A 26,560-nucleotide genomic window follows, 5' to 3' on the forward strand; every position below is an offset into this window, starting at 1 on the left:
AAAAGCAAAATGTATCAGGATCAAATCTTACAGCAAAGCATGGCGGCTACATCAAATGTTAGGGCAGTTCGCCCAATCCTTAAACAAAAGAGCCGATCTCTCGGAAGTGATAAGCCACGAGCGAAAAAGCGCACCACCGACGCTAGTGGAAATGGTTTTTTAAGCCACTCTTTTGCGCCACTGGTAAATGGTTACTCAAAGGCAATCAATGCAGGTAGTAAAGTAGCGAATAGTATTTTGTGTGCTGCCCGAAACCTCTGTGATCTCTATGGGATAAAACTGTTGGACTATGAACATCTCATATATCCGCAGAATGTGGCAAAGTTGGTTGCGGACCTGCAGCAGCAAATCGGTGAAATTGATCACGATGCCAATGTGCTTGTAATTACACGGGAGTTCAATCTTCCAACCCTTGCTATTACAAAATTTTTTGATACCAAAACAACACTTTACTACCTGCCTATTGAACCGTTGCATTTTTTGCTTCAACAAAGGGACCGAAAGCCAGCGGCACAGCTTTTACTATCAGTACTTTGCTATTTTTATCAGATTGGTGGCATTCCATATTTTGGAGAGAACAGCAGTTATCTCTACGATGTTTATCAAATGATTAATGAATGGTATAGCGATAAAGAAATTTGCGAATATCCTAAAGATTATCAGCATGTAATAGATCATATTCAATTGATAAAAAGGGAATCAAGCAATTTACTTAAATCTTTAAGCGATAAAGATCAGTTGGCTTTATTGGATGATCGGGTAAGCAAATTTTACCCGACAACAAAAACCGAAGATAATCTGAAAGCTATTGCTTACCGTGTATCTACCCTAATTAATATTTACCCAGGCCGCTCCATTTTGGACAGTATTCCGGATGATCTAAACCGTATTGATGGAGAAGGGAGGATTACCGCTGAGCATTACCTTTCGTTTATTTGGAGTGGTGAAGATTGTTTGTATGATCAGTTGATGGAAACAGTCAATTGCGAACTGCAGGAATATAATGAGATCGATGAGCCGATGAGTATACAGCTATTTGATAAACCGCAAAATCAAATCTCGCATAACATGAGTTATGAGCAAGAATTTTTTGATCTGCTCAACGATTTATCCGATAACCTATATGACTTCGCACATGAAAAACATCACTGATTTATTTTCACAAAGCTATATGCCTTTCAAGGCTTTGCCTTTTTATCAAAACGAAAAGGATCACCTTTATGTGGAATCCTATGATATGGATGCATTTGGCAGACCAATTAACGCACACCCTTTGTCGCAAAGGGAAAGTAACGCACTATCCGAATCGATGAAATCAAAGCAGGAAAATGCGGACGGTTTTCTTTGTACAGCGGGACTGATATCCGATCGGGTGTTGTATATTGACAGGAGCGGGGATGGTATTGTCATTTGGTATACCCCGGAGATGAAAAGGCATCTGATCTTTAAAAGCGATTTGGGAATTTCTGATGGAGAAACTCGTGTACCTCCTTTGCTTTGGAAAGCATCAAAAAATGGTTTGTCCCTATGGGCTTTGGCCAATAATGATCGACCCACTTTAGAAACCACACTGTATCAAGCACCGTTTTTTAATATTTACTCAGATGGCAGGATTTGCATGGGAAATGTTGATATTAAATTTTCTTTAAATGTTGACCTTGATTTCTTTATGTTGCATTGGGAGAAGCTTTACTTTGGTTCAGCTTTCAGTCATTTACTGCAAGGCGTTTCTCCTGTAAAAGGTAACATCATTGAGCTTTGGCAACAGCAAATCAATACAGAAAATCCATTTCCCCTAAGGCAGTTAAAAAAGTTTCCAAAATTATTAAAGGATATTATTAGATGAATGCAGCAAAGAAAAGGGTGCATATTGTTTACCCATACTTAATTAGTCCGACCAATCCTGTTTCTGTGAATCTGATCGGGGCAGGAGGAACAGGTAGTCAGATGCTGACTGCCCTCGCCCGAATCAATCAGGCATTGATTGCGCTTGGTCATGCAGGATTACAGGTGAATGTTTTTGATGATGATGTTGTCCAACAGGCTAATCTCGCCAGGCAATTGTTTACCTCTCAAGAGATCGGACTGAACAAAGCCGTGGTGCTGATTAACCGCATTAACAGGTTTTTTGGTACAAATTGGAAAGCAGTTCCCCAAAGGTTTGAGCACACCGACAAGAAACTTTGTGAAAATCGAATGGCGAATATTACGGTTTGCTGTGTGGATACGGTTGAATCCCGAATCAATATTGAGGCATTGCTTTGTGCTGCCGAGCGCAAAAGCGCACAACGGGATAGTAATTTATACCTTCTTGATTTTGGGAATAGCAAAGAAACAGGGCAGGTTCTGCTTTCAACCATAGGTGAGATAGCGCAGCCAGAATCCAAAGAATTTAATACAGTTGGGGTATTGCCCTCATGGCGCAAGGAGTATTCGTCATTATTAGAGGAGTCAGAGGATAACGATCCCACACCGAGTTGCTCTTTAGCGGAGGCCTTAGAAAAACAAGACCTTTTTATTAACTCCGCACTTGTCAACATCGGGGCATCTTTACTATGGAAAATGTTTAAAGAGGGAATGCTTATGAGTAGAGGATTTTTTTTAAATCTTGCGGATTACCGAACCCAACCTATCCCAATCTAATTCATTTAAAATTTGGCCGTCCACTGGACGGCCCGAAGCCTCGTGTTCTGCAAACACTCGGCTGTTCAGATGCAGTATTGAACAGACTCCATAATAAATAAGTTTCATCTATTGTTTAGGTTAGATTACCTTAAATATTGATTATAAATTATTTATGAAAATAATTATCAAATTTGTAAATTTCTTTAATCTTTTAATAATTTTCAATCAATCGGTTCATGTCAGGCTGTCAGTTGTCATTATTCGCCAGGCCATAGTCAGTTCAATTTGGGCTCAATTGAGCCCAATTCGGTCTATAAATTTTGAGGCTGTTTATCATTATTACTTTTATACAGAATTTAAAAGATAGATGATATGGACATTTCACAAATTGTGACCAAAGCTGATATAGAAAAGCTAAAAGAGGAGATCTTTGCAGAGTTAAATAGGATCAGGTTTCACGGCCAAAAACTTTCGGTAAATAAACAGTGGTTGAAAAGTTATGAGGTCTGTCAACTTTTATCAATCTCTAAAGGAACGCTAAGTACATATAGGCAAAACGGAACATTGCGGTATACGAGAATTGGTGGGTTGATGTATTATAAGTATGAGGATATTGCTGTACTGATGGACAATAGATAACATGAGCAATCTATTAATCTGGTTACTTTATGATTGTCCACCAATCTTTTCTCAAATTCTAAATATTGACTATATCAAAATGTATATCGAGAAAATTATCAAGTGTGAGACGAATCATCTGATGAACCTTTTATCGCATTCTTAGCTGACGGTATGTCTAGATATCTTGAAGAAAAGTTAACTAATTCAGAATCAACTAAGATCTCCTTTCCTAAATTCTCTTCATGATAATTGCATCGTTAGGGGTGATTGTGATTTGTTTGTTGAAGAAAATTTTGATATTTTTAACTTACTAAAACAGCATATTTTTCGCTTTTGAAGAGCATAATTTTTATTGAAATTTGGTTTAAAAACAGTAAAAAATAAAAGCAACCAATTAGTAACCAAGAAATTTAAAGGTGTTACAAGTATTTGTAAATGTGTAGGTTATGGAATAATATGTCGTCCTGCCATCCCGACGAATACAGATACAGATTGTATCAAAAACCCTCTAAATGGTGAATTTAGGGGGTTTTGTTTTTTAAGATAGGTCATTATGGGGCAATATATATCAAACATTTTGCAACCAAATCGTAACTAAAACAACGTAGATTTATTTGAAGTTTATACAGAAGAAAGTGGCAAATGAGATGAAATATTTTTTTATGGCCCAGCAGATAGTAGTAGCATAAGAATAAATCTTTATTACCATTAATTGAATTTTACAGAAAGCTGTGATGTTACGCAGCAATCCGTCAAAACTATAGCGTTTTAAAGAAGGCTAGGCAAGTCGATTAATAAACTTTCTTTAGTTAGTCAGGGAAAGTTTTTTTCCTGTTTTCACCGCCTGGTAAATGGCATCGATAATTTTAAGGTCTTTCAAAGCTTCTTCACCGTTCACAGGAACTACCGGCTTTTTATTGGTAAGGATAATGTCAGCCATTTCGTCCATTTGTACCGTTTGGTGAATGGTTACTGGTTGCGTAAGTTCTCCCTGATGTGTCCTTCCTAGTATTGGACCATAACCGGTTGAGGGCTGCATTTCTGCGAATCCTTTGTCACCACTCAGAAAAAATCTATCCAGATGATTGATATTGTAGCTGGATAAACAGGATGCTACAGCACCACTGGCGAAACCGAGTTGAAACTGTATGGTTTCATCAACACCTTCTTTAAATTTTACGGGATCGGTTTTAGTTTCCTGAGCGGTCACCCAAACCGGCTCTTCACCCACCATATACCTCGCTCCATTAAGGGCATAGATTCCAATATCCATCATTGATCCTCCTCCCGCTAGCGCTTTGTTTAAACGCCACTGTTTAGGGTCTCCTGCTTTAAAACCACATTGCCCCTGGAAAAACATCACCTTACCAAATTCTCCTGCGTTTCGCATCCGAATCACTTCCAATGTGCGTGGCTCAAAATGCATCCTGTAGCCAACCAGCAATTTTACATCTGCTTTTTTGCAGGCGTCTATCATTTCTTTTCCCTCTCTTGCATTTAGCGCCATGGGTTTTTCGCATATCGCATGTTTTCCGGCATTGGCTACACGGATTACCTGACTATGATGCAATGCATTTGGTGTAATCACATAAATCGCATCAATATCCGGATTGTTTTTAACCTGATCGAAGTTGTCGTAATTGTAGCAATTTTTTTCAGGGATATTGTATTTCGCTTGCCAGTCCTTAATTTTAGAAGGAGTGCCGCTGATAACACCCACCAGCTTAGCTTTAGTGCAGTCTTTCATCGCTTCAGCGACGCGGGTGCCATATCCGCCCAATCCCATGATAGCAACCCTCAATACTTTTCCTTGGTATGGCTGTTCATGATGATCTGAAGAATCAGCAAATGTTGTTAATGAATTCAATTGCAGCATCAAGGCTGATGCACCTATATTTCGTAAAAAATCTCTTCTGGTATTCATAGTCAGCACTAATTAAGGATGGATCTAATTATATAAAGATATGGTTTGACCTTCGTTCATTATATGAAATTTTAAAAATTCCAATTTCGTTTATTTCAGTAGGCGTATTTATGATTTCACGTTCGATTGTTATTATTTCCAACATAACAGGATCTTGTTCATTTTATTTTATCTGTTGGCAATCTTTTTACGACAAAATTAATTGAAGGCATTGCCTATTTGTCGGGTAATCTAAAGTTGTCTACCATTTTTGAATGAAAAATAAATGCTTCATTATATAGGTATATCTGTCTCATCTTCAGTAAGTTATTTAGATAAGATGAATATAAATTTCTTTCGATGAGCAGAAATGCAACTAGAGCAATCGTTCCAATCGCTATATATATTTACGATGTGCTTTGGGCTGTCTTGGGATTTCGCGGGAAAACTGGAGTCATGGCATACCTCCTGGGAAGAAAGATTTATTAACTGGTGTCATCCGCCACCGGGAAGGAAGGGTATCAATTATCTATCAAAGGTTCATAATAGCCGAAAATATTCTTTTGTAAATAAATAAAGTCGTATGAAGCCCATAAGCATCAAATACTTGACTAGCCTTTTGCTTCAATAGCAATTAAACTCATCAAAAGATATTAAGAAATTTGCTATTTAATAGTCGGATTAATTAATCTTTTATTTGGAAGTCGAAAAAATAGTATTAGTTATAAGCTAAATCGTTAAATCAACTGGTTTGGCTTTGCTGTTTTTGTAGTTTTCTGAATCTTGGAATCATTTAAAAACCATTATTCTGCGCCATGGATAGGTAAATGTTAAGATTTTATAGGCTTAATTTGTATTTTTGCGTAAATGCCCTTTGATAATCTGAACGATAGCGAAGAATTAAGATACCTCGAAGACTTAAAAGTTGGGAAAAGGGATGCTTTTGATTTCATTTATGCTAGATATAGTAAAATGTTGCTTCCAAAGATGCAGCGAATGATTAAATCAAGTGAAATTGCTGATGAATTAATGCAGGATGTTTTTTTAAAAGTCTGGCTAAATAAATCGGAAATCGATCTCGAAAAATCATTCAAAGGCTGGATTTTTACCATCGCTCAGAATACCATCTATGCCTATTATCGCAAATTAGCGCTTGATATCAAAATGCAAAGGCATCTTCTGGAAACTTTTGCGGAATTCTACAATCAAACAGAAGATTATATTTTCAATAAGGAACGTCTTTCCTTGTTGAATGAAGCGATAGAAAAGCTCCCTGCACAACGTAAAGAAATTTTTAAGCTTTGTAGGATAGAAGGAAAGAGCTACCAGGAAGCCGCAGAAATATTGTCTTTAAGTCCATCAACGGTGAGTAATCAACTGGTCAGTGCTACCAAATATATCAAACGATATGTCTTTTTTCACGCTCAGGAATTCATTCTGCTTTGCATTGCGGCTTACCTCAAAAAATAAAAAAAAAACAAAGCATGAATAGTGTGTTTCGCAATCTCGTGCATATTATACTATGACAACGATGGAAGAAAACACTTCAAAACCAGAATTATTCGGAAAATTTCTTGCTGAGAAAAGCAGTGCTGCCCAATTGAATCAACTTTTTGATTACTTCGGCAATGCTGATCAGGAGGAGTTGGAAAGATTGATCCGTGCTGAATTTAAGAAGGACACACAAGATTTAAGCGAAACTGATCAGCCGAGACTTGATTTGATTTATTCAAATCTCACGAAACAGCTATTTGCCAAGCCGGAAAGCAAATTGCTCAAAGTACTTAGGTCTGAAATAGTAAAAATTGCCGCTGCCATTTTAGTGTTTTTTTCAATTGGCCTGATGATCTTTAAGTTTTTGAATCCCACCCATAACGTCGTTCCGGGTGCTGCTATCGCCACCTTAAGTTTTAATGGTGCAAAAGCTAAACTTGGAGCAGTTAAAAAGGGAGTGATTTATGCGCAAGGTGGTATTCAGATTATTAAGAAGGCGGATGGTTCAATCGTTTACATGACCGTAAATGCTGATGCTACAACTGCTTCTAAATTGAATACCCTGGAAACGCCAAATGGTGGTGAGTACAGGATTACACTGGGCGACGGCTCGGTTGTGATGTTGAATGCCGGCTCAAAACTAATCTTCCCGATGGATTTTCGCGGACCGGAAAGGAAGGTTTATGTAGAAGGAGAGGCTTTCTTTAACGTAACAAAAAATCCTGAGAAACCTTTTATTGTGGCCATCGGTGGCAGTGAAATTAAAGTCTTAGGCACACAGTTTAACGTAAGCAGCTATCCTGAAAATGAAGGAACGGAAGCAACTTTATTGGAGGGCAGTATTCAATTCTCCAACACAAGCGGCAAAGTTGTTTTAATACCAAATCAGCAGGTAATTGCAGGTTACAGTACATTAAATGTGCGTAATGTTTCTGCTGAGGATTTTAGCGCATGGACCAAAGGCGAATTTTTGTTTAATGATACGCCATTGGCTGTTGTAATGCAGAAGTTAGCCAGATGGTATGATGTCGAAGTAGATTTGACGGTTTTACCGCAGAAAAATCTCTACATGAAAATATCCCGCAGGGCGGATATTGATGAGGTGCTGGGAAACATTTCAAAAGCTACAGGCCTGGAATTTAATTTGAAAGCGAATAAAATTGTATTAGAAGAGTAAGATTCCCCGTCGTCGTCAACTAACAACCAACCAAACTAATTTTTATGACAAACCACTACTTTCGCTTCGTCCGATCGGGATGCGGCTATTTATTAAACTGGTCTGCATTTTTATTAATAACGATGTTAATTTCGTTTGATGTAAATGCGCAAAATACCCAGTACAACTTTAACAAAGCGCCACTTAACAGTGTTATTTCAGAGATATCAACAAAAACATCCTACGAATTTGTTTATGATGCTGAATTGGTAAAAAAAGCTAAGCCGATTGATCTGAGCCTAAGCACATCAAATATTAAAACATTGATGGATGCGGTAGTTAAAGGGCAGGCTTTTAGTTATGAAATTCGTAACAACAGAACGATTGTATTAAAAGCTGTTCTTGAAAATCTGGAGGACTACATGCTTCATGGTATGGTCACCGATAGTCTGGGCGGGCCATTACCGGGGGCATCTGTAAAAATCAAAGGTACAAATAGATATACAACCACAGATGGAAACGGTCACTTTAACGTGAACCTAAACAGCCAGTTTAATACTTTGGATATTAATTATATCGGATACCTTTCCGCTACACAAAAATTTGATAAAGATGCTGCTTTGAAAGTTGTCACTGTTAAACTGATGGCAAACTCATCATTACTGGCTGATGTGGTAGTAAATGGATTTCAAACGATAAGTAAAGAACGTTCAACTGGCGCCGCGACCATACTAGATGAAAAAAAACTTAACGAAAACATCAACATCGACATTTTAAGCGCTTTAGAGGGCCGTGTGGCGGGATTAGTTTATAACAAAAATCCATTTGGCCTAGGAGCAGATCAACCTGTATTGAGAGGTCAGGCCACATTTTCATTGGTGGGTGGAAATGCTCCGCTAGTTGTGCTTGATGGTTTGCCAACTGAAACACCACTAAATGAAATTAACCCTTACGATATTGAAACAATAACTGTATTAAAGGATGGGGCTGCGGCTTCTATTTATGGCTCACGATCAGCAAATGGTGTGATCGTTTTAACCACTAAAAAAGGGAATTCACCTTTAAAAATTTCTTTAAATACCGATTTCTTTATCGATACTAAGCCGACTTTCGAAAGCATGCATTATGCTTCACCTGCTGATATTGTTGATTTTGAAACGGATGTTTATGGCAGAGAAAGAGCAAGGTATGCCAATACCGAAACGATGTTTGCGGCTTACGGCACTGTGGCAAATGGAAATATCAAATATTACAGTCCGCTTTATCAATTATTTCGCGATAGAGATGCAGGAAAGATTACAACTAATCAGTTTAACCAACAAATTGGAAATTTCAAAAATACTGATTACTACGAGCAATATCGTGACAATGTATGGCAGAACGCTTTTCGTCAGCGCTATAATTTATCACTTAGTTCGGCGAATTCAAAATCAAATACTTTTGCATCCATTAATTATGATCGTTCTGCAGAAAGGGTAATAGGAAACATTAGTCAAAAGGTAACTTTATATTTTAAAAATACCTACAACATTAAAAAATGGTTGTCTACAAATTTAGGCTTCAATGGTGCATATTCTGCATCTACATCAACTGATGCTGATTACGATTCTTATACAGCTATATCGCCTCGTTATACTTCTATAGTAAATCCTGATGGAAGTTTGGTTTATGCTAATTATGTGAATTTACCAGATGGTATAGCTGGGTCGCCTATTAATGGTGCAGTAGCAGGTTCATTGGTTAATACACCACAGTATAAATCATACCGTTTTAACATTTTGGAATCATTAAATGAAGGTTTAATTGAGTCTAACACCGTTTCCTTAAGGGCTTTTGCTAACATTCAAGCTAAAATCATTGATGGTCTGAATTTCTCAAGTCAGATTCAATATGAGATGGGAACGAAAAAGGCTGAGCAGATTTACGATGTAAATTCTTACAAAATGAGAGCTGCTTACAATGCCTTGGTAGGTTTTACGCCAGCTACAAATGTTTATACTTACGGATTACCTACGGGCGGCAGGATAAGCCAGAATATGCAACAAAACAATGCTTATACCTTTAGAAATCAATTGAGTTTTGATAAATCTTTTAACGATGGTAAACATTCAATAGCCGCTATTGCAGGTACAGAAATGCGTCAAACTTTTTCGCCTATCGGAATGATGGATATTAGATACGGCTATGATCCGGTAACATTAACCTCAACCATAATTAACAATCAAACAGTTAGTCAAACAGGTTTGCCAAGTTATATTTTTGGCGCCAATAAAACCCTTGGTATTGCAGGTCGATCGTTTCAGGAAACAAAACATAGAAATCTTTCTTATTTTTCAAATGCCAGTTATACCTATTTAAGCAGATATAACGTAACAGGGAGTTTCAGGATTGATCAAGCGGATTTTTTTGGTGCTGATCCGGAATTTAAAAACAGGCCATTATGGTCCGTTGGTTTAGGTTGGAATGCTAGTAATGAGAAGTTTTTTGAATCTCTTGGATGGATTAATTTAATTAAACTAAGAGCAACATACGGAGTTAATGGGAACCAGAACACTGAAACTACAAAATTCTTAACGGCTAGAAGAGTGAACGATAACTTATTCACTTCCCTACAATATCTAAATATTACTGGGCTACCAAACCCTAAATTGCGTTGGGAAAAAACAGAAACCTACAATATAGGTTTAGATCTGGCTTTCTTGGGTAATCGACTACGCGGAACTATAGATTTTTATGATAGAAAAAGTACTGATTTATTGGTAACTACCGATTTAGATCCAACTGTTGGAACAGCATCATTAGTGATTAATAATGGTATCTTAAGAAACAAAGGGATTGAGTTTACAGTAAATGGCGACTGGCTTAAATCAGGCGATCTGATGCTGAGTTCTACATTCGTTCTGGGTTTTAACAGAAGCAAAATTGGTAAAGTGAACAGAGGGCTCTCCACAGCTAACAATTATGTTTCTTCACCATCTACATATTATACTGAAGGAACCAATTACAATACTTTATATGCTTACCGTTACGGCGGAATGACGAATGGTTATCCTTACTTTTTAGATGAGAATGGTAGAGCAACGCTTGAGTTTGATGGAAATGGAAACCCGGTTGTATCAAGTAGTCGTGATATTAACAACTATGCAGCCCTAGTAAGCATGGGCACTTTAATACCAACTTATAATGGTTCATTCTCGCAACGTGTTTCTTATAAAAACTTCGAATTGAGTGCTTTGTTAGTTTTCTCTGGTGGTAATGTAATGCGGAAAGATGTTACGTCTCTTGGCAGTAATGATATTTCTGATTTAGATATCACTCAACGTTATAAAAACGGAATTACGCCAGAATTACCAAGACTTCTTGTTGATTATTCAGAAGCAATGATTCCGAGAGCTTTATCTATTTCAACCATGTGGCAGAAAGCTGATGTGAATGTAGTGAAGGCTGATTATGTTAAACTTAGAAGTATTTCTCTAGGCTATAATTTGCCAAAATCTTTTATAAAAAAATTCAATATTCCTTCTGCAAAATTTACGGCACAAGTAAATAATTTATGGTATGCAAGTGCTGCTGGCGACGATATTGATCCAGAATCTTATTCGCTTAATTCGGGTACCAGAACGCTGCAAAATCCTAAATCATTTGTATTGGGCATTAACTTAACTTTTTAGCATCATGAAAAAAAATATAGCAATCGTCGCATCATTTTTAATCGCTATTGCGGTTTCTGGATGTAAAAAATATACAGATCTTACACCACGTGGAGTGCAAGTTGTAGAAACGGCTCAAGATTATTATGAATTGGTTTCTTTCCCAAATAGGGCTTACCTAATTAGCAATTTCCAATACTTGGTTGATGATATGTGGTTGAAGGAGTCAAATTTTATCGGACTAACACCGAATATTAACACGGTACATTTCACGTTCAACGAAAATTTAGATCGAGTATCGATGGTTAATTCATCAAACTTTTACGATCGTGCTTATCTTTATATCAACCGATGGAACACCATCATTTCATCAGTTGATGCGAGCAAGGGAGATGATAATGTAAAAGCCTTGGCTAAGGCAGAGGCTAAAGCATTCAGGGCTTTTGATCATTTTTTATTGGTTAACGTTTATGCAAAAGCTTATAATCCGGCAACTGCAGCAACAGATGGTGGTATTTGCATCATGGATAAATACGATCTCGAAGCACAACCCACAAAATCTACAGTTGCACAGGTTTATGATTTTATCCAGAAAGATATCGATGAAGCCATCCCTTTTCTTCAGGCACAACCATCGGATCCATATCATCCATCACTCGCGTTTGCCTGGGCATTGAAAGCGAAAATTCATTTGTTTAAAAGAGAAATTTCGCAAGCAAAAGAAGCTTGCGAAAAATCGCTTTCTTATAATAATCAAATTTTTGATTTGGTAAAATACACCACAACGCAAGGCGGACCATCTGTTACACCAATCATTGCACCTAACAATCCTGAGGTTTTAAGTTATCAATATATCCAAGGCTATAACGAAACCAACTTTGGTTATACATGGTTAATTAGTCCAGAATTGCGGAATTTATTTGGAACTAATGATGCCCGTTTTAACATGTTTTTCAATACCACAAGCGCAAGCTTTTTGGATATTGGTTCTGGCGCTGCATATTACAGTATCGCTTATACACGTTTTTTCTATCCAACAGTGGGTTTAAAAACTACCGAAGTTTATTTAATGCAGGCTGAATGTTTGGCTCGTCAAAATGATTTAGCCGGTGCAATGGCAATTGTAAATAAGTTTCGTGAGAAGCGAATTCTTTCAGGAACAATTGCACTACCTGTTCCGGCTACCAGAAAAGAAACAATGGAAATTATCATTAATGAACGTAGAAAAGAAATGGTATTGGGTTTCAATAGGTTCTTTGACTTAAAACGATTAAATACAGAATCGGAATATGCAAAAACGGTGGTTCGTAAGTATCCGATTGTGAATAAAACCGTTCCTCAAGAAACTTATACGCTATTGCCTACATCACGGTTATATGTGATTCCATTTCCGCTTAGCATATTGAAAAAGAATCCTAATCTAACATTAAATACCAACGAAACCCTTCCGTTTTAAGATGAATTTTAAACAAATTTTATTTCCGATTTCATTTGCGCTCTCGCTAACAGCATTTGGTCAGAAACCGGTTACAAAACCTGACAGTTCTGCGAAAAAAGCACCTGTAGAATATGCCAAGGTAATTCCGGCAACGGCAATTGGACAAGATGGGCTTTTTAATGTTCGGCAGGTAGATCAGAAATGGTATTTCGAGGTGCCTGATACTTTGTTAGGCCGTTACTTACTTGCCGTTACCCGCTACATTACCACACCTCAGGGCTTTGGCAGTTTCGGTGGGGAGAAAGTGAATGAACAGACGCTTTACTTTCAAAAAGGAAACAATAATAACCTCTTTTTAAAAGGAGTTGTTTACCGCCAGGAAACTAAAAATACGGATGGACCAATTTATCAGGCGGTGATGCAATCGCAGGAAAGTCCTATTGTGGCAAGTTTTGATATCAAAGCAAAAAATCCAGTAACTGGAAATTATGTAATCGATGTGACTGATTTTTTCAAAAAAGATATCCCGGTGGTTTCTATTCCTGCGGATGAGAAGTCATCCAAAAAGTTAAACAGTTTAGCTGATGACCGTTCTTTCATTGAGCGTATTGCCTGTTATCCTCTAAACACTGAAATCAAAACCACAAAAACCTATGCTAGCGCTGGACTTGGTATTCCAGCAGGTGCGTTAACTGGAGCGGTAACCTTACGGTTAAACACATCTTTTATTTTATTGCCAAAGGCGCCCATGAGAAAGCGTTTATCTGATGAACGTGTGGGCTATTTTAATAACAAGTACATTCTTTTTGATGAAGATTATCAACGTACGCAAACAAAATATATTGTACAGCGCTACCGTTTGGAACCGAAAAAAGAAGATTTGGCAAAATACAACAGGGGAGTTTTAGTAGAGCCAAAAAAGCAAATTATTTATTATATCGATCCGGCAACACCAAAAAAATGGCGCCCTTATTTAATTCAAGGAATAAATGACTGGCAAAAAGCTTTCGAGCAGGCTGGTTTTAAAAATGCAATCATCGGAAAGGAGTGGCCAGCTAATGATACCACAATGAGTTTGGAGGATGCCCGTTTTTCTGTAATCAGGTATTATGCTTCTGAGACACCAAATGCTTACGGACCAAGAATCAGTGATCCACGCAGTGGGGAAATTATGGAAAGCCATGTAGGGTGGTATCACAATGTGATGAAACTGGTGCACAACTGGTATATGATTCAGGCAGGGCCAATAGATAAACGGGCGCAGAAAATGCAGTTTGACGATGAACTGATGGGGCAGTTGATTCGCTTTGTTTCTTCACATGAACTCGGACATACCCTCGGTTTAAGGCACAATATGGGGGCGAGCAGCCAGACACCTGTTGAGAAATTACGCGACAAAGCCTGGGTGGAGAAAAACGGCCATACCGTTTCTATTATGGATTATGCCAGATTTAATTATGTGGCGCAGCCTGAAGATAATATTTCGCCTAAAGGAATTTATGCCAGAATAGGGGCTTACGACAAATGGGCAATTAACTGGGGTTACCGCTATTTTGATAAAGTAGAAGATGAGTACGAAGAAGAAAAACTATTGGCGAAGATTACAACAGATACATTGACTAAAAATCCAAGATTATGGTTTGGTGGGGAAGGAAAAGATGAAGATCCGAGAAGTCAATCTGAAGATTTGGGAGATGATGCAATTGCTGCAAGTGAATATGGAATCAAAAACCTGAAAAGGGTAGTGGCTAATTTGAATCAGTGGACTTATGAGCCTGGCGACCAGTACAATAATCTGGAAGAATTGCATAAGGACGTGGTGAAGCAATATAGCCGTTATTTGTATCATGTAATGAAAAATATCGGCAGTCGCTATGTAACCAAAAGAAGTGTGGATGAGAAAGGAGTGGTTTATGGGGAGGTTCCGAAAGCGAAAGTTAAAAGCGTAGTGGGATACGTGGGACGGCAGGTTTTTGAAGCACCCCTGTGGATGTATCCTGCAGAAATTTCAAAATTTATTGATCTGAAACCCATGGAGCAAATTTCTGATCAGCAATCGCAGATGTTAAACATGTTTTTGAGCGCTGGCATGCTGTATAACTTGAGCCAGAAAGCGTTAAATTCTACCGATCCGTACCCAGTTAGCGAGTTCTTAAATGATTTATTGCCAACAGTTTGGAAAAAAAACTCGCCTGACATTCAGCAAAATACTTATCTAAGGAGTTTACAACGATCTTACATAGAAAAATTAGGTATGTTGATCAATCCAAAAGATGTTGCTGACGGAAAGATGATGAGTAATGCCCAGCGTAGTGATGTCAGGTTGGAAGCCATTGCTCATATCAAAGCCATTAGAAAAAAGGTAGAAGAGCTCACCTCACTAACTTCAGGAATCGATCAGCTACATCTTCAAGATATAACTATAGATATAGATAAAATTTTAAAGAAAACAAGCTTAAACCCTTAAAAATGAAGAATTACATTATCGCTGCAATAATTTTAATAATTGCAGTTAACCTCAATACAAGTGCTCAGGTTAAAACATCTGCGCAAGAAGTAGCCACACCAGAACTGGCTCAACAACGAGAAGAGCTGAAGAAAAGAGTGGTTGCTCATTATTTAGCCATGAAAAACAGCCTGGTTGTTTCCGATTTAAAAAAAACAGCTACGGCTGCATCAGAATTTTCTACCGCTTTTGGGAAATTTAAATTTAAAAAATTGACGTTGGAAGAAATGAATACAGCTACCACTGCCCGTAAAGATATCAAAGCATTAGCTGACAGTATTGTGGTTTCATCATCAATAAATGAACAGCGGAAGTTATTTGAAAAGTTATCCATTCAATTTTGGTCAATCGTAGAGAAGGTAAAACCTGAAAATATGATGCTTTACCAGCAAAAATGTCCGATGATGGGTACTACATGGGTTAGTGATGATAAGAAGATTGAAAACCCGTATTATCCAAAGAATATGCTTACCTGCGGTGAAGTGATCGCAGAAAAATAAGAACTTAATTATAGTTAATGATTGATAGCTGCAGGATAACGGATGTTTCTTGCAGCTTATTTTATGCTTGATTCTTAACCAAGTTTTATATAGTGAGTCGGTTGAATAATATGACATGCACTTGAACTGAATAAATGTTTAAGCAATCATTTTTTCTAGCCGAAGGTTATATAGATATGTTAACGAATAGTATAAATAACAAGCAAATTATTGGAGAAGTTTGTGTTTAAAGAGGCTAAATGGATATTGCAAAAATACCGCAGCTTTTTTTGCGGTATGAAAGACTCAAAGTTCTGGTTTGAGCTGTTCTATCTAGCAAATTCTAGCTTAAAAAGTTAAAGGCGATGAAAAGATGTAGCGATTGGTTATTTCTCGTATTGATAATGCTAGATTTGAATGGTATTCCAAATAAAAAAACACTTTCGTACCTGCAGATTACTTGAAGCAAATATGGACAGCAGCATCTACTATAAACAAGTTAAACCTGATGAATCACTTTCAGACTTTGTGGAGAGTTTTTGGGTGCTGCGCAATGAATCGGAGCAAGATAAGAAAACGGTCGGATTACCTGACGGACGAATAGATTTATTTTTTATCCAGTCAGACAACCAACCGTTTAGGATTGTACTTCTTGGTTTGGGTACACAATACCATGATGAAGGAATTATCCCTGCGAAAAGTTCAAGATTTGCAGTAAGTTTCAAGCTGCTTGCCGTGGAATATGTCTTCCATGAAAGCATTTCAGATATTGTTGATAAGGGAAAAACATTATCTCATGATTTTTGGGAAATTAATCTTCAAGATCTCAATGATTTTGAAAGCTTTTGCGAAAGGTTATCACAAATAATAAGCTCTCGTATTCCAAAGGAAATTGATCTTCGCAAAAAGAAATTATTTGATCTTATCTATCATACACATGGTTCTGTTACCGTAAAGGAGCTTTCTGAAAAAGTTGGATGGAGCAGCCGGCAAATGAACCGGTATTTTAATCAGCGATTCGGCATTTCATTGAAGTTATTTTGCAATTTACTTCGCTTCCGAGCCTCGCTGGAACATATTGCACAGGGAAAACTTTTCCCGGAGCTGAATTTTACAGATCAAAACCATTTTATCAAAGAAATAAAAAAGTTTTCCGGGGTAGTTCCTAAAGAACTTTTTAAAAATAAAAACGACCGATTTATACTATTATCTTCTTTCAGGACGGCATAATTTAGCATCGTTCAAAACGATGAAAAATATGCAAATCAAAGATAAAAAAATAGCAGTGATTGGCGGCGGTCCGGGCGGCCTGACTTTAGCCAGGCTGTTACAGCTGAAAGGAACAGATGTGCAGGTGTACGAAAGAGATATTGATAAAGATGCACGTGTGCAGGGCGCACCACTCGACATGCATGAAGCATCCGGGATGGCAGCTTTGATTAAAGCTGATCTTTTAGCCGAGTTTAAAAATAACTTCATGCCGGGTGCAGATAAAACGTTGATCTTAAACGAACAGGCGGAAATTCACTTCAGTGATCATGAAAAAAATCTCAAAGAAGATTTTGGTAACGAAAACTTTCGTCCTGAGATTGATCGCGGTGTGTTAAGAAAGATATTGTTAGCGTCTTTAGCGCCAGATACTGTTGTCTGGGACAGTCATTTTATCTCTATGGAACGGCATAATCAAGGGTGGATGCTATTTTTTAAAAACGGCCTGTCGGTTTATGCAGATCTCGTCATTGGTTCGGACGGTGCAAATTCTAAAATCCGACCTTATCTTACTGAAATAAAGCCTTTCTATTCTGGCATCACGATGTTGGAAGGTAATGTTTATGATGCTAAGAAAGCGGTGCCGCAGATGTATTCACTGATTAACGGCGGAAAAATCATGGCTTTCGGAAACGGAAAAAATATTCTCATGGGACAGAAAGGAGGAGGTGATCTTGGATTCTATCTGAGTTTTAAAGCTAATGAAAATTGGTCAAAAGAAATCGATGTCGACTTCTCAGATCGCACGGCGGTGCTGGAGTGGTTTAAAAGAGAATATCCCAACTGGAGTAGTGTCTGGTATGAAATATTTGAGAAAGCAGCTACGCCATTTATTCCCCGTCCGATTTATTGTGCACCATTAGATCAAAACTGGAAAACGCTTTCCAACCTGACCCTGATCGGTGATGCTGCTCACGTGATGCCACCTTTTGCAGGGGAGGGTGCAAATATGGCGATGCTTGATGCGCTTGAACTAAGTGAATGTCTGACTTCTGCTGACTATGGCTCTCTTCAGGAAGCTATTCTAGCTTACGAAATAAAAATGTGGGAAAGGGCAGCAAATGCAGCGAAAAAATCGCTTGAAAATGGTGAGAACATGCATGCTGGAAATGCATTAAAAAACAATGCTGGCTTTTTTTAATCATCATTAAGATGTTGTGCATTTTTGATACGAGCACGCCATCGAAATGATCGTAGCCTGCTCGTATCTTGTGGTGCCACAATCAAATGTGGTGGTTTGTTCACGAAAGTTGATTTTATTGCTATCCAAGCAACTTTTCAGGCGTGATCGGCAGGCTTCTGATTCTTTTTCCTGTGGCATTAAAAACTGCATTGGCCACCGCTGCAGCAACCCCAACGATACCGACTTCCCCGATGCCCTTTACGCCCATTTTGTTTGGGATGACATCTTTTTCATTAATAAAAATTGCCTCCATTTCCCCAATGTCCAGGTTAGCCGGTACGTGATAATCTGCAAAAGATCTGGTAGCGAAATTTCCGTATCTGGGATCAATCACCGACTCTTCACTTAAAGCCATCCCAATCCCCCATATATTTCCGCCGATGATCTGCGAACGGGCAGTTTTTGGATTCAAAATCTTTCCGGCACCGGTGACTGCCAGAAAACGGGTAACTTTGATCATTCCGGTTATGCTATTAATCCTAACTTCTGCGAAATTTGCATTGAAGCTGTGTGAGGAATATTTTTCTGCTTCTTCAGGTGCTTTGGAATCAGAGCGGGTTTGAAAAGCAGTGATATTTTCAGAGATCATCAGCTCGGATGCGCTGGGGCGGACAAAAAATTGTTTTCCGGATTTGGCCAGCAGTTCGTCTGTGATTTTAGTGCAGGCATCGTTCACTGCATTGGCAAAGCTCGAAGCGCCAACGGAGCCTACAGAGCCCGCCGCTGGTGGCAGATTAGAATCTCCAAGCCTAACGGTAATCCGGTCAACACTTAAGCCTAAACCGTCGGCTGCGGTCTGAGCAAGAATCGTATTGGTTCCTGTACCCAAATCAGATGCCGCAATCTCGACTATGGCAAATACTTTTGAATTGCGCATGCTAAGTTTGATGATTGCCGAGCTGTCGCGTTGCCTCGCCGGATAGGTGCCACAAGCTACGCCGTACCCAATAAGATCGTCACCAATTTTGTTTGTTCCGGGCTGGGGTTTTCTTTTATCCCAGCCAAAAGCTTTGGCTCCTTCCTGCAAACATTTTATAGTTGTTCTCGATGACCAGGGTTTCCCGTTTGAGGGATCTTTCGCTGGCTCATTTTTGATCCGGAGTTCAATGGGATCCATTTTTAATTTGTGGGCGAGCTCATCCATGGCGGACTCTAAAGCAAAGCTGCCTGTAGATTTTCCTGGCCCCCTCGTATAGGTGGGTAAAATCAAATTCATGGGTACAACCCGGTAGCTGATCAGGCTATTGGGAACCTCATACATAATTTTAGAACAGTCGCCACAGGGCTCTATGTATTCACTGTCCACAGCAGTATGTGAAATGGTTTCGTGCGAAAGGGTGGTAAGCTTTCCATCCTTTGTTGCCCCCAGACTAATCTGCTGGGTATTCCTTTGTCTCATGCCCACTGAATTAAACATTTGCTGGCGGGTGAGGGCGAGCTTAACCGGGCGGCCGGTCATTTTAGCTGCAACTGCGGTGAGCACCAGATTGGCCCATTGTCCTCCTTTTGATCCGAATCCGCCTCCAATGAATGGAGAAATGATTCTCACCTGTTCGGGCTTTAAATTCAGTGTCGCTGCAGCAGCTCCCTGTGCCCCGTTGATAATTTGCGATCCGTTGTATAACGTCAGTTTTTCGCCTTCCCATACCGCTAAAGTGGAGTGCGGCTCTAAAGGGTGATGATGTTCTATCGGGGTTTCATATTTTTCTTCAACTCTGATCTCAGCGCTGGCCAGGGCTGATTTCCCTGCACCACGAACCTGGTCTGCGAGTTCTTTTCCTTTTGGAAGCTCAGGGGTTTTGGAAAGTTTTTCAAAATCAATTTTTTCATCTTTATGGTTATAGCTGACTTTGATCAGGTGTGCGGCTGCGGTGGCCTGTTCAAAGCTTTCCGCCACTACGATGCCGATGTGCTGTCCGTGAAAAGTAATTTCAGGCCCCTGCAAGAGTGCGCCGCCACGTAAACCACCTTTTATGTTTAGCTTAGGGGCATTCTGATGGGTAATCACTTTCAATACGCCTGGAGCTTTCTCGGCCTCAGCTGTCAAAATTTCTTTTATCTCTCCGGCTGCGATGGTGCTTTTAAATAAAACTGCATAAGCCAGATTGACGGCTGGGTAGTCGGTTGCGTAACTCGCCTTTCCGGTGATTTTAAGTATTCCGTCAATCCGGTCGATGCCCTTTCCAACTGATTTTTTATTTTCTTCCATAACGATTTCTTTGTTAACCTTTGAGTGCAACTTCCATTGCGCTAACCAGTGTGTTTTTGGACATGTCTATTTTGAACTGATTGTGTGAAAGGGCTTTTGCTGCGGCCATTTCCATTTCTGCAGCTTTGATGAAATTCGCTTTTGTTGCACTTTTACCCTTCAAAAATGCTTCAGCGTTTAGCGCCCTCCAGGGTTTGTGTGCAACACCACCCATTGCTATTTTAGCCGATTGAATGGTGTTTTTATCCAGTTGCAAACCTACGGCAACAGATACCAGCGCAAACGCATAGGAATTTCTGTCCCTGACCTTAACATAAGCCCAATTTTTGCCGAAACTGTTTTTTGCAAGTTCAATTGAAGTGATGAGCTCTCCTGAAGACAGGCTATTATCTTTCTCAGGGTGTGACCCGGGCAAAAGGTGAAAGTCCCTCATTTCAATCACCCGCTGTGATCCATTACCGCTCACTTTTATTCGGGCATCCAGCGCACTGAGTGCGATCGCCATATCGGAGGGGTAAACGGCCACGCACTGATCTGACCAGCCAAATATGGCGTGCATCCTGTTAAAGCCTTCCATCGCAGCGCAGCCGCTACCTGGCTTACGCTTATTACAGGGCATTGAAATATCATAGAAATAGCTGCAACGAGTACGTTGCAACAGGTTTCCTCCATTTGTAGCCATATTTCTGATCTGGGCAGAAGCTCCGGCGAGAATGGCCTTGCTTAGCAGTGGGAAATGTTTCCGGACCAGAATATGGTTGGCCGTTAGGGTATTGCTCGCCAGGGCGCCAAGAGAAATACCGTTATCGGTTTCCTTAATCTCCTTTAGGCCTATTCTGCCCAGGTCAATCACTTCATCTGGTAGAGCAACATGCTCTTTCATCAGGTCCATCAAATTGGTTCCTCCGGCAAGGAAGGCAGCCTGGTTATTTTGGTGATGTGCCGCAATGGCGGCATTTGTATCTTTTGCTGAAATAAACTTAAAAGGATTCATATGGAATGGGTTTTAGCCTGCGAAAAGCCAGTTTTGCGTAATGTTTTTGCCGGATTGAGCTTCCTTAATCGCAGCAACAATGTTAGGGTAGGCGCCGCAACGGCAAATATTTCCTGACATGCGTTCTGCGATTTCTTCATTTGAAAGCATTACTGGTGTTGCATCACCACTGATCTCTTTTGTCAAATAACTCAGGTTACCTTCTTTGGCTTCTTTCATCAGCGCCACAGCAGAGCAGATCTGACCTGGAGTACAAAACCCGCATTGGAATCCGTCATGTTTTAAAAAAGCTGCCTGCATGGGATTCAGCACATTATCTTTTGCCAGCCCCTCAATGGTAATCACTGATTTTCCTTCACAGGTCGCTGCCAGGGTCAGACAGGAGAGTACCCGCTGCCCATCGACTATCACTGTGCAGGCGCCGCATTGCCCATGATCACAACCTTTTTTGGAACCCGTGAGCCCGATTCGTTCGCGAAGAGTATCTAGCAGGGTCATTCTGGAATCAATAAGCACTTTTTTTACTCCCGAATTCACTTTAAAGTTGATGGTAATACCGTTTTCGACCGCCGCTGGAATAAGATCGGCAATGGCTTCATCTTCAATGCTTCGGGCAAAGAGCTGCTCTGCGCCAATGGCGTGGCTGGCTAAAAGACCGGCTGTAGCCAGACCCATCAGCTTGATAAAATGTCTCCTGTTGAATCCGGATTGAATAACTTCTTCTAATTCTTCGGGCATGAGATCGCCGAAGAGTTTTTTTTCTTCAGGGGTAAGCTGTGTTTTGTTATGTTTCATGTTGCTGTTTTGAGGTGGAAACAGTTAGTATCCTGCTGACTGGCAGCTGGATGCTATTTTTTAAACACAGGGCAGGGGTTATGGTTTTATAATCACCTAAAAATTGTTCGAATTGCAAATGATCATCTGCCCGATGCATCTTTTGGAATGGTTTTCAGTAAAGCCCCGAGATAATAAAATAATTTTGAAATCCCGGAAATCATGTGCAATTATCAACCGATTAAATGATAGGTTCTATCTCCACAACCATTAGGTGAGGAATACTTACTTTTTTATCACCATCCGGAAATGCACCAATAATAGATATTGATGCTAAGCACATAAGCCGTTTTTGATACAATCGATAATTCTAGCGTAAATCAAGGTGTGTATTTTATTCTCTCCAGTCATTGAATATTCCTCACCCTTCCTGATTACATAACCTTTAAAAGCATTGTTAACCCATATTCTAAAAAGGTTTTTATCGCCTTTAACGGGTTCGATGGTAATCAAGTCTGGACCAATTTTGATTTCTTTCTTTTCTGTTGCTGCTTTAATATTCATAAAGCAAATATTGCTAATAATTTTAGTAATCGAAAGAAAAGTTTTGCCCATAAAAAAGCCCCACATTAGCAGGGCATTCAATATTTTAAATCTAATTTGTCAAGCGCTCTGCCATCTAACTGCAGAGCGCTTTATCAATCTATCGCCCCGGAAAGATTAAGTAATCAAAACTAATCGTTGCGGCCTGGATGCTATATAGCCCTTTTGTGTCATATAAAAAGTTTAATAAATTGAATGTAAGGCTTTATCATTCAACAAACGCAAGTCTGTGTATCGCTCTTGCAATTAAAGTCACCATATCTCAGCCAGGCATAAATTAATAAATGGTATTATTTTTAACTTCAACTATTTGCAGGATTACATCCAGAATCGTAAGTCAACGATTTGTTGACCTAAGGGAATAGATAATGGTTTTAATATATCTTACCACCTGCGGGAATATTAACTAAATTACTATCTTTTAGTAGGTTACCTTAATAAATTTCGTGGTATAAAAGGCAAACAATGTTAACCTCAAAACAAAACCACATGAAAAATTTATTCAAATTAGGCTTCCTGGCCTTCGCATTATCTTTATCAATAGTTTCTTGTTCAGAAAAAAAAGCCGATGGTGCTGATTCAACCAGCATGGATTCTACATCGACTGATACCATGATGCAAGATACGATGTCCAAAGATACCATGATGACTGATACGACAATGAAAGACACCATGAGTAAGATGTAATTTTCATAACGTATTCCAAAAGGTTTCTGTTGAAAGCAGAAACCTTTTTTTTAGGGTTAAATACAAGTCTTTCAATGCTTTGCCATCAGATAGATTTCTTTAGTTTTATTAAGTAAATAGGTATTGACAGGTATCCAGTTTCGATGAAAATTTATCATTTAACGATCATGTATCTTGTTACCAAATCTGAAATAGAACCAAAGTTTTTCCTGGATTAAGCTCAAAAACGAAAAAGTTTCATTGATTAAATTCTTTTAATTCTTCAGGAAGCCAAATAGGACAATTTCCTTTTTTACGCAGCTATTGCGGATGCTGAAAGCAACCAATACAGATTGTATCAAACCCCTTTAAATATTAATTTAGAGGGGTTTTTTATGTTGTGGATTATATCATAAATCCTGGCAAATGCAATACGACACTTACTTAGTATCATCGTTCCTTAAAAAACAGTGATTTTTTATTTTGGAAGTGCTTTAAGAACAACTGTGTTTCTTTTCGTGTCATCTTCACGCTTTGAGATCAGCCTTTCTCGGATTCATCAGATGAGATTTTGTGGTCTAATCTTCCAGGTAATTTTTAAGAGAACTTAGTGCATCTTCCCAGCCTTCCTCATGGGGATGTATTCCTTCCTGCTCGCTTTGATTTTCCTGTGTGACAATGAGCTGAGACCCATCCTCCGCATCTTTGAATTCTACGGTTAAAAGATAATTTCCATTCTCCAGGGCCTGGTCATCCATAATCCAATTCCAACTATATACTAGTTTTTCTTCAGGCAAAGCACTCTGATATTCACCTTCTATGGTAAGTTGTCCTTCCTGCGACTCGTCTCCAAATTTGTAAAGTATTTTGCCACCGTCTTCAATTTCATTCTCTAGCATAGTTAAAGTTCGGCCGGCGGGTTTCCACCACGATTTCAATGCAGACTCTTCTGTCCAGGCCTTAAAAAGTTCAGCGGCACTAACCTTAAAATTCTTCGTTATGGTAATAGGTTCATTTTTCATAATTGATAGGGATTTATATATACAACAGCATTAATATTAAAATGTTCCCTTTTTCCCTGATAATCAATTGATAAATTGTTTGATCCCTCGATGCTTAACATTTTGTTCAAAGCTTATTCCACCAAATTAGCTCCGCTGAGAATAACTAATATTCATTAACCCGGTTTACAGTTTTTACAAAACGAACATTCGATTTGACAAAGAATTTTTTAAGAAGCTGTTCAGGATTAATTGCGGAATAAGCATTTAATCAGGGATATGTTTCATATGAAGATATGCCATTGCCCATCAATCGTTCTATGTCAACATTTATAAACTTTAAAAACTCAAAATCTAAAAGACTTTTCCTTCCGGGTTTTTGAGTTAATCAATGGCTATTCCACTTCCGCCTATCACTTTTACACCATCGTCAAACTGTTTCCAGAATCTGATGTAACGATATTTTGCCTCAAATTTTCCTCCTTCATATTCTCCTTTTATCTCCATAACTACGGTTACTACCGCTGTGTCACTGATTATATTTAAATTTTCGATCTTCGGGAAAAGTTCAATAATTTTTAATTTTCCTTCACGATAGGTATCGAGATCAATCTTTTTAGTGATTACATCACCACTGGGAACAATAAATAATAGATCATTGTGCAGAAGTTCATCTAAAACATTGATATTACCATTTTTCATTGCACCATAAAGTTGCTCTTCATGGGCTAGGATGTTGTTTTTTGTGATCAAAATATTATTCATTATTGAAAAATTAAATGTTTACCAATTATAATCCGCTCGCTATTCTAGTGTTGTGAAATTAAGAAATAAATATGCTGAATGATAATGAAATGATCGCCAGTCATTATATTTCCAATTCGAGAATTCTCGCCCCTATAATTGTTGAAGAGAATGTTTTTGGATATCAGATGATTTAATCTTATGCCAACGTTGAAAAACCTAGATTTGAGGAATGAATGCTAATATTTTTATGGGCAGCGCAGTTGAAATTACGCTATTGCTAATTATCATTATATGTGGTATGGCTTATAGTATTCTGGCAAAAAAACTAACTGTGCCTGCTGCTTGTACTGGAGTGGTAATCGCTATCACCATATTTATGGCTGCCGGGCTAACTGGGGTAGCAATGATGACTGCCTTTTTTCTGATGGGCTCCCTCGCCACTTCCTGGAAACAAGACCGTAAAAATAAATTTTCCGATAACCATGGAAATAAAACCGGTAGAAAAGCTTCTCAGGTTTTGGCCAATGCAGGTGTTTCAGCTTTGGCCGGTCTGTCAATTTTTGTTTTCCCTCAGCTCACAAATCTATTTTTGCTGGTGATGGCGGCTGCCTTCGCTTCTGCCACCGCCGATACATTATCATCTGAGCTTGGAATACTTTACGGGATCAAATGTATCAATGTGAAAACGCTGAAAACGGATGAGTGCGGCAGGGATGGGGTGATCAGTATGGAGGGTTCGGTAATAGGTTTTATTGGCTGTTGCCTGATTGCATTGGTGCATGCAATAGGCTACGGCTTTCAACTGGGCTTTTTTTGGATTGTGCTTGCCGGAACATTTGGTAACCTAACAGATTCATTTTTAGGTGCTTATTTTGAACGAAGAGGATTAATAGGCAACGATGCAGTAAACTTTTTCAGCACCTTATCAGCGGGGATAATTGCACTGCTTTTGGGAGCATTAATTTAATATACCCTTTCTTGTCTTCATGTTTCAAGTAAAGATTTAGGCTTCGCGTCACCCAATTTTAACATCAATTGGATAAATTCTTGTTGATTCGGCGATGTTGAGCCCGTGGATTATCCTCGTTCATCTATTACAAAATTTTCCTTTGTAGATTAGGATCAAGTATGATTTGCAAAGGTGTTTGAATACCTAACCCCATTCAAATCTTGAGATTTAGAATGGGGTTGACATAAATTATGGTGATCATCAATCAAAACTGTGAGAATAACATACGCCGA

At 38.9% G+C, this 26,560-nt stretch carries 21 protein-coding genes; 14 read left to right on the forward strand and 7 right to left on the reverse strand.

The features are described 5' to 3' along the window. The first annotated feature begins 39 nt into the window (after positions 1-39). From EA772_RS16205 to EA772_RS16220, 4 genes are all read left to right on the forward strand, one after another. Positions 40-1,152, forward strand: a complete 1,113-nt coding sequence (locus EA772_RS16205; RefSeq protein ID WP_124914123.1) for a hypothetical protein — start codon at positions 40-42, stop codon at positions 1,150-1,152. After that, positions 1,136-1,846 (forward strand): PRTRC system protein B, encoded by a 711-nt coding sequence (locus tag EA772_RS16210; RefSeq protein WP_168187583.1) that lies wholly within the window; start codon positions 1,136-1,138, stop codon positions 1,844-1,846. Before EA772_RS16205 ends, EA772_RS16210 begins: the two co-directional genes overlap by 17 nt. Then, the gene (locus EA772_RS16215) at positions 1,843-2,643 is read left to right on the forward strand and encodes a PRTRC system ThiF family protein (protein ID WP_124914125.1); all 801 of its coding nucleotides are present in this window, start codon (positions 1,843-1,845) and stop codon (positions 2,641-2,643) included. Before EA772_RS16210 ends, EA772_RS16215 begins: the two co-directional genes overlap by 4 nt. 354 nt (positions 2,644-2,997) lie before the next feature. Further along, entirely contained in the window at positions 2,998-3,264 is a 267-nt protein-coding gene (locus tag EA772_RS16220) for a helix-turn-helix domain-containing protein (protein WP_124914126.1), read from the forward strand. Positions 3,265-4,051: 787 nt separating this feature from the next. On the opposite strand, the gene EA772_RS16225 is transcribed toward EA772_RS16220, so the two are convergent. Continuing rightward, positions 4,052-5,170: a Gfo/Idh/MocA family protein gene (locus EA772_RS16225; protein ID WP_124914127.1), complete on the reverse strand. Its 1,119-nt coding sequence runs from the start codon at positions 5,168-5,170 to the stop codon at positions 4,052-4,054. An 846-nt stretch (positions 5,171-6,016) separates the two neighbouring features. Here EA772_RS16225 and EA772_RS16230 point away from each other — a divergent pair. The 8 genes from EA772_RS16230 (at position 6,017) to EA772_RS16265 (ending at position 18,282) form a co-directional block, all read left to right on the forward strand. Continuing rightward, a complete protein-coding gene (locus EA772_RS16230; RefSeq protein ID WP_124914128.1) occupies positions 6,017-6,619 on the forward strand; it encodes an RNA polymerase sigma factor in 603 nt (200 codons plus the stop codon). Between the two features lie 61 nt (positions 6,620-6,680). Then, positions 6,681-7,820, forward strand: a complete 1,140-nt coding sequence (locus EA772_RS16235) for a FecR family protein (RefSeq protein WP_168187584.1) — start codon at positions 6,681-6,683, stop codon at positions 7,818-7,820. A gap of 44 nt (positions 7,821-7,864) precedes the next feature. Beyond that, entirely contained in the window at positions 7,865-11,470 is a 3,606-nt protein-coding gene (locus tag EA772_RS16240) for a SusC/RagA family TonB-linked outer membrane protein (RefSeq protein WP_246833966.1), read from the forward strand. A 4-nt stretch (positions 11,471-11,474) separates the two neighbouring features. Next, positions 11,475-12,905, forward strand: a complete 1,431-nt coding sequence (locus tag EA772_RS16245; RefSeq protein WP_124914130.1) for a RagB/SusD family nutrient uptake outer membrane protein — start codon at positions 11,475-11,477, stop codon at positions 12,903-12,905. 1 nt (position 12,906) lies between these two features. Then, entirely contained in the window at positions 12,907-15,354 is a 2,448-nt protein-coding gene (locus EA772_RS16250) for a zinc-dependent metalloprotease (RefSeq protein WP_124914131.1), read from the forward strand. A gap of 2 nt (positions 15,355-15,356) precedes the next feature. Continuing rightward, positions 15,357-15,893, forward strand: coding sequence for a DUF3347 domain-containing protein (locus EA772_RS16255; protein WP_124914132.1), 537 nt, complete (start codon positions 15,357-15,359; stop codon positions 15,891-15,893). A 450-nt stretch (positions 15,894-16,343) separates the two neighbouring features. Beyond that, the gene (locus EA772_RS16260) at positions 16,344-17,102 is read left to right on the forward strand and encodes an AraC family transcriptional regulator (protein WP_124914133.1); all 759 of its coding nucleotides are present in this window, start codon (positions 16,344-16,346) and stop codon (positions 17,100-17,102) included. Between the two features lie 19 nt (positions 17,103-17,121). Further along, entirely contained in the window at positions 17,122-18,282 is a 1,161-nt protein-coding gene (locus EA772_RS16265) for an NAD(P)/FAD-dependent oxidoreductase (protein ID WP_246833967.1), read from the forward strand. A gap of 121 nt (positions 18,283-18,403) precedes the next feature. Here the strand turns inward: EA772_RS16265 and EA772_RS16270 are convergent, their stop codons facing one another. From EA772_RS16270 to EA772_RS16285, 4 genes are all read right to left on the reverse strand, one after another. Next, positions 18,404-20,533, reverse strand: a complete 2,130-nt coding sequence (locus EA772_RS16270) for a xanthine dehydrogenase family protein molybdopterin-binding subunit (protein WP_124914134.1) — start codon at positions 20,531-20,533, stop codon at positions 18,404-18,406. Between the two features lie 13 nt (positions 20,534-20,546). Continuing rightward, entirely contained in the window at positions 20,547-21,527 is a 981-nt protein-coding gene (locus EA772_RS16275; protein WP_124914135.1) for a xanthine dehydrogenase family protein subunit M, read from the reverse strand. A gap of 12 nt (positions 21,528-21,539) precedes the next feature. Beyond that, complete coding sequence (locus tag EA772_RS16280) at positions 21,540-22,322, reverse strand: 2Fe-2S iron-sulfur cluster-binding protein (protein ID WP_010602622.1); 783 nt, start codon at positions 22,320-22,322, stop codon at positions 21,540-21,542. A 312-nt stretch (positions 22,323-22,634) separates the two neighbouring features. Beyond that, the gene (locus tag EA772_RS16285) at positions 22,635-22,865 is read right to left on the reverse strand and encodes a hypothetical protein (protein ID WP_010602621.1); all 231 of its coding nucleotides are present in this window, start codon (positions 22,863-22,865) and stop codon (positions 22,635-22,637) included. Positions 22,866-23,393: 528 nt separating this feature from the next. Here EA772_RS16285 and EA772_RS16290 point away from each other — a divergent pair. Next, positions 23,394-23,591 (forward strand): hypothetical protein, encoded by a 198-nt coding sequence (locus tag EA772_RS16290; RefSeq protein WP_029204463.1) that lies wholly within the window; start codon positions 23,394-23,396, stop codon positions 23,589-23,591. Between the two features lie 557 nt (positions 23,592-24,148). Here EA772_RS16290 and EA772_RS16295 read toward each other — a convergent pair. Both EA772_RS16295 and EA772_RS16300 read right to left on the reverse strand, forming a co-directional pair. Further along, a complete protein-coding gene (locus tag EA772_RS16295; RefSeq protein WP_124914136.1) occupies positions 24,149-24,592 on the reverse strand; it encodes an SRPBCC family protein in 444 nt (147 codons plus the stop codon). A 363-nt stretch (positions 24,593-24,955) separates the two neighbouring features. Then, entirely contained in the window at positions 24,956-25,336 is a 381-nt protein-coding gene (locus tag EA772_RS16300) for a nuclear transport factor 2 family protein (RefSeq protein WP_124914137.1), read from the reverse strand. 211 nt (positions 25,337-25,547) lie between these two features. On the opposite strand from EA772_RS16300, the gene EA772_RS16305 reads away from it, so the two are divergent. Continuing rightward, positions 25,548-26,285: a DUF92 domain-containing protein gene (locus EA772_RS16305; RefSeq protein ID WP_124914138.1), complete on the forward strand. Its 738-nt coding sequence runs from the start codon at positions 25,548-25,550 to the stop codon at positions 26,283-26,285. The last annotated feature ends 275 nt before the right edge of the window (positions 26,286-26,560 follow it).

It is taken from the genome of Pedobacter sp. G11 (assembly GCF_003860265.1).
In the GTDB taxonomy this organism is placed as follows: domain Bacteria; phylum Bacteroidota; class Bacteroidia; order Sphingobacteriales; family Sphingobacteriaceae; genus Pedobacter; species Pedobacter agri.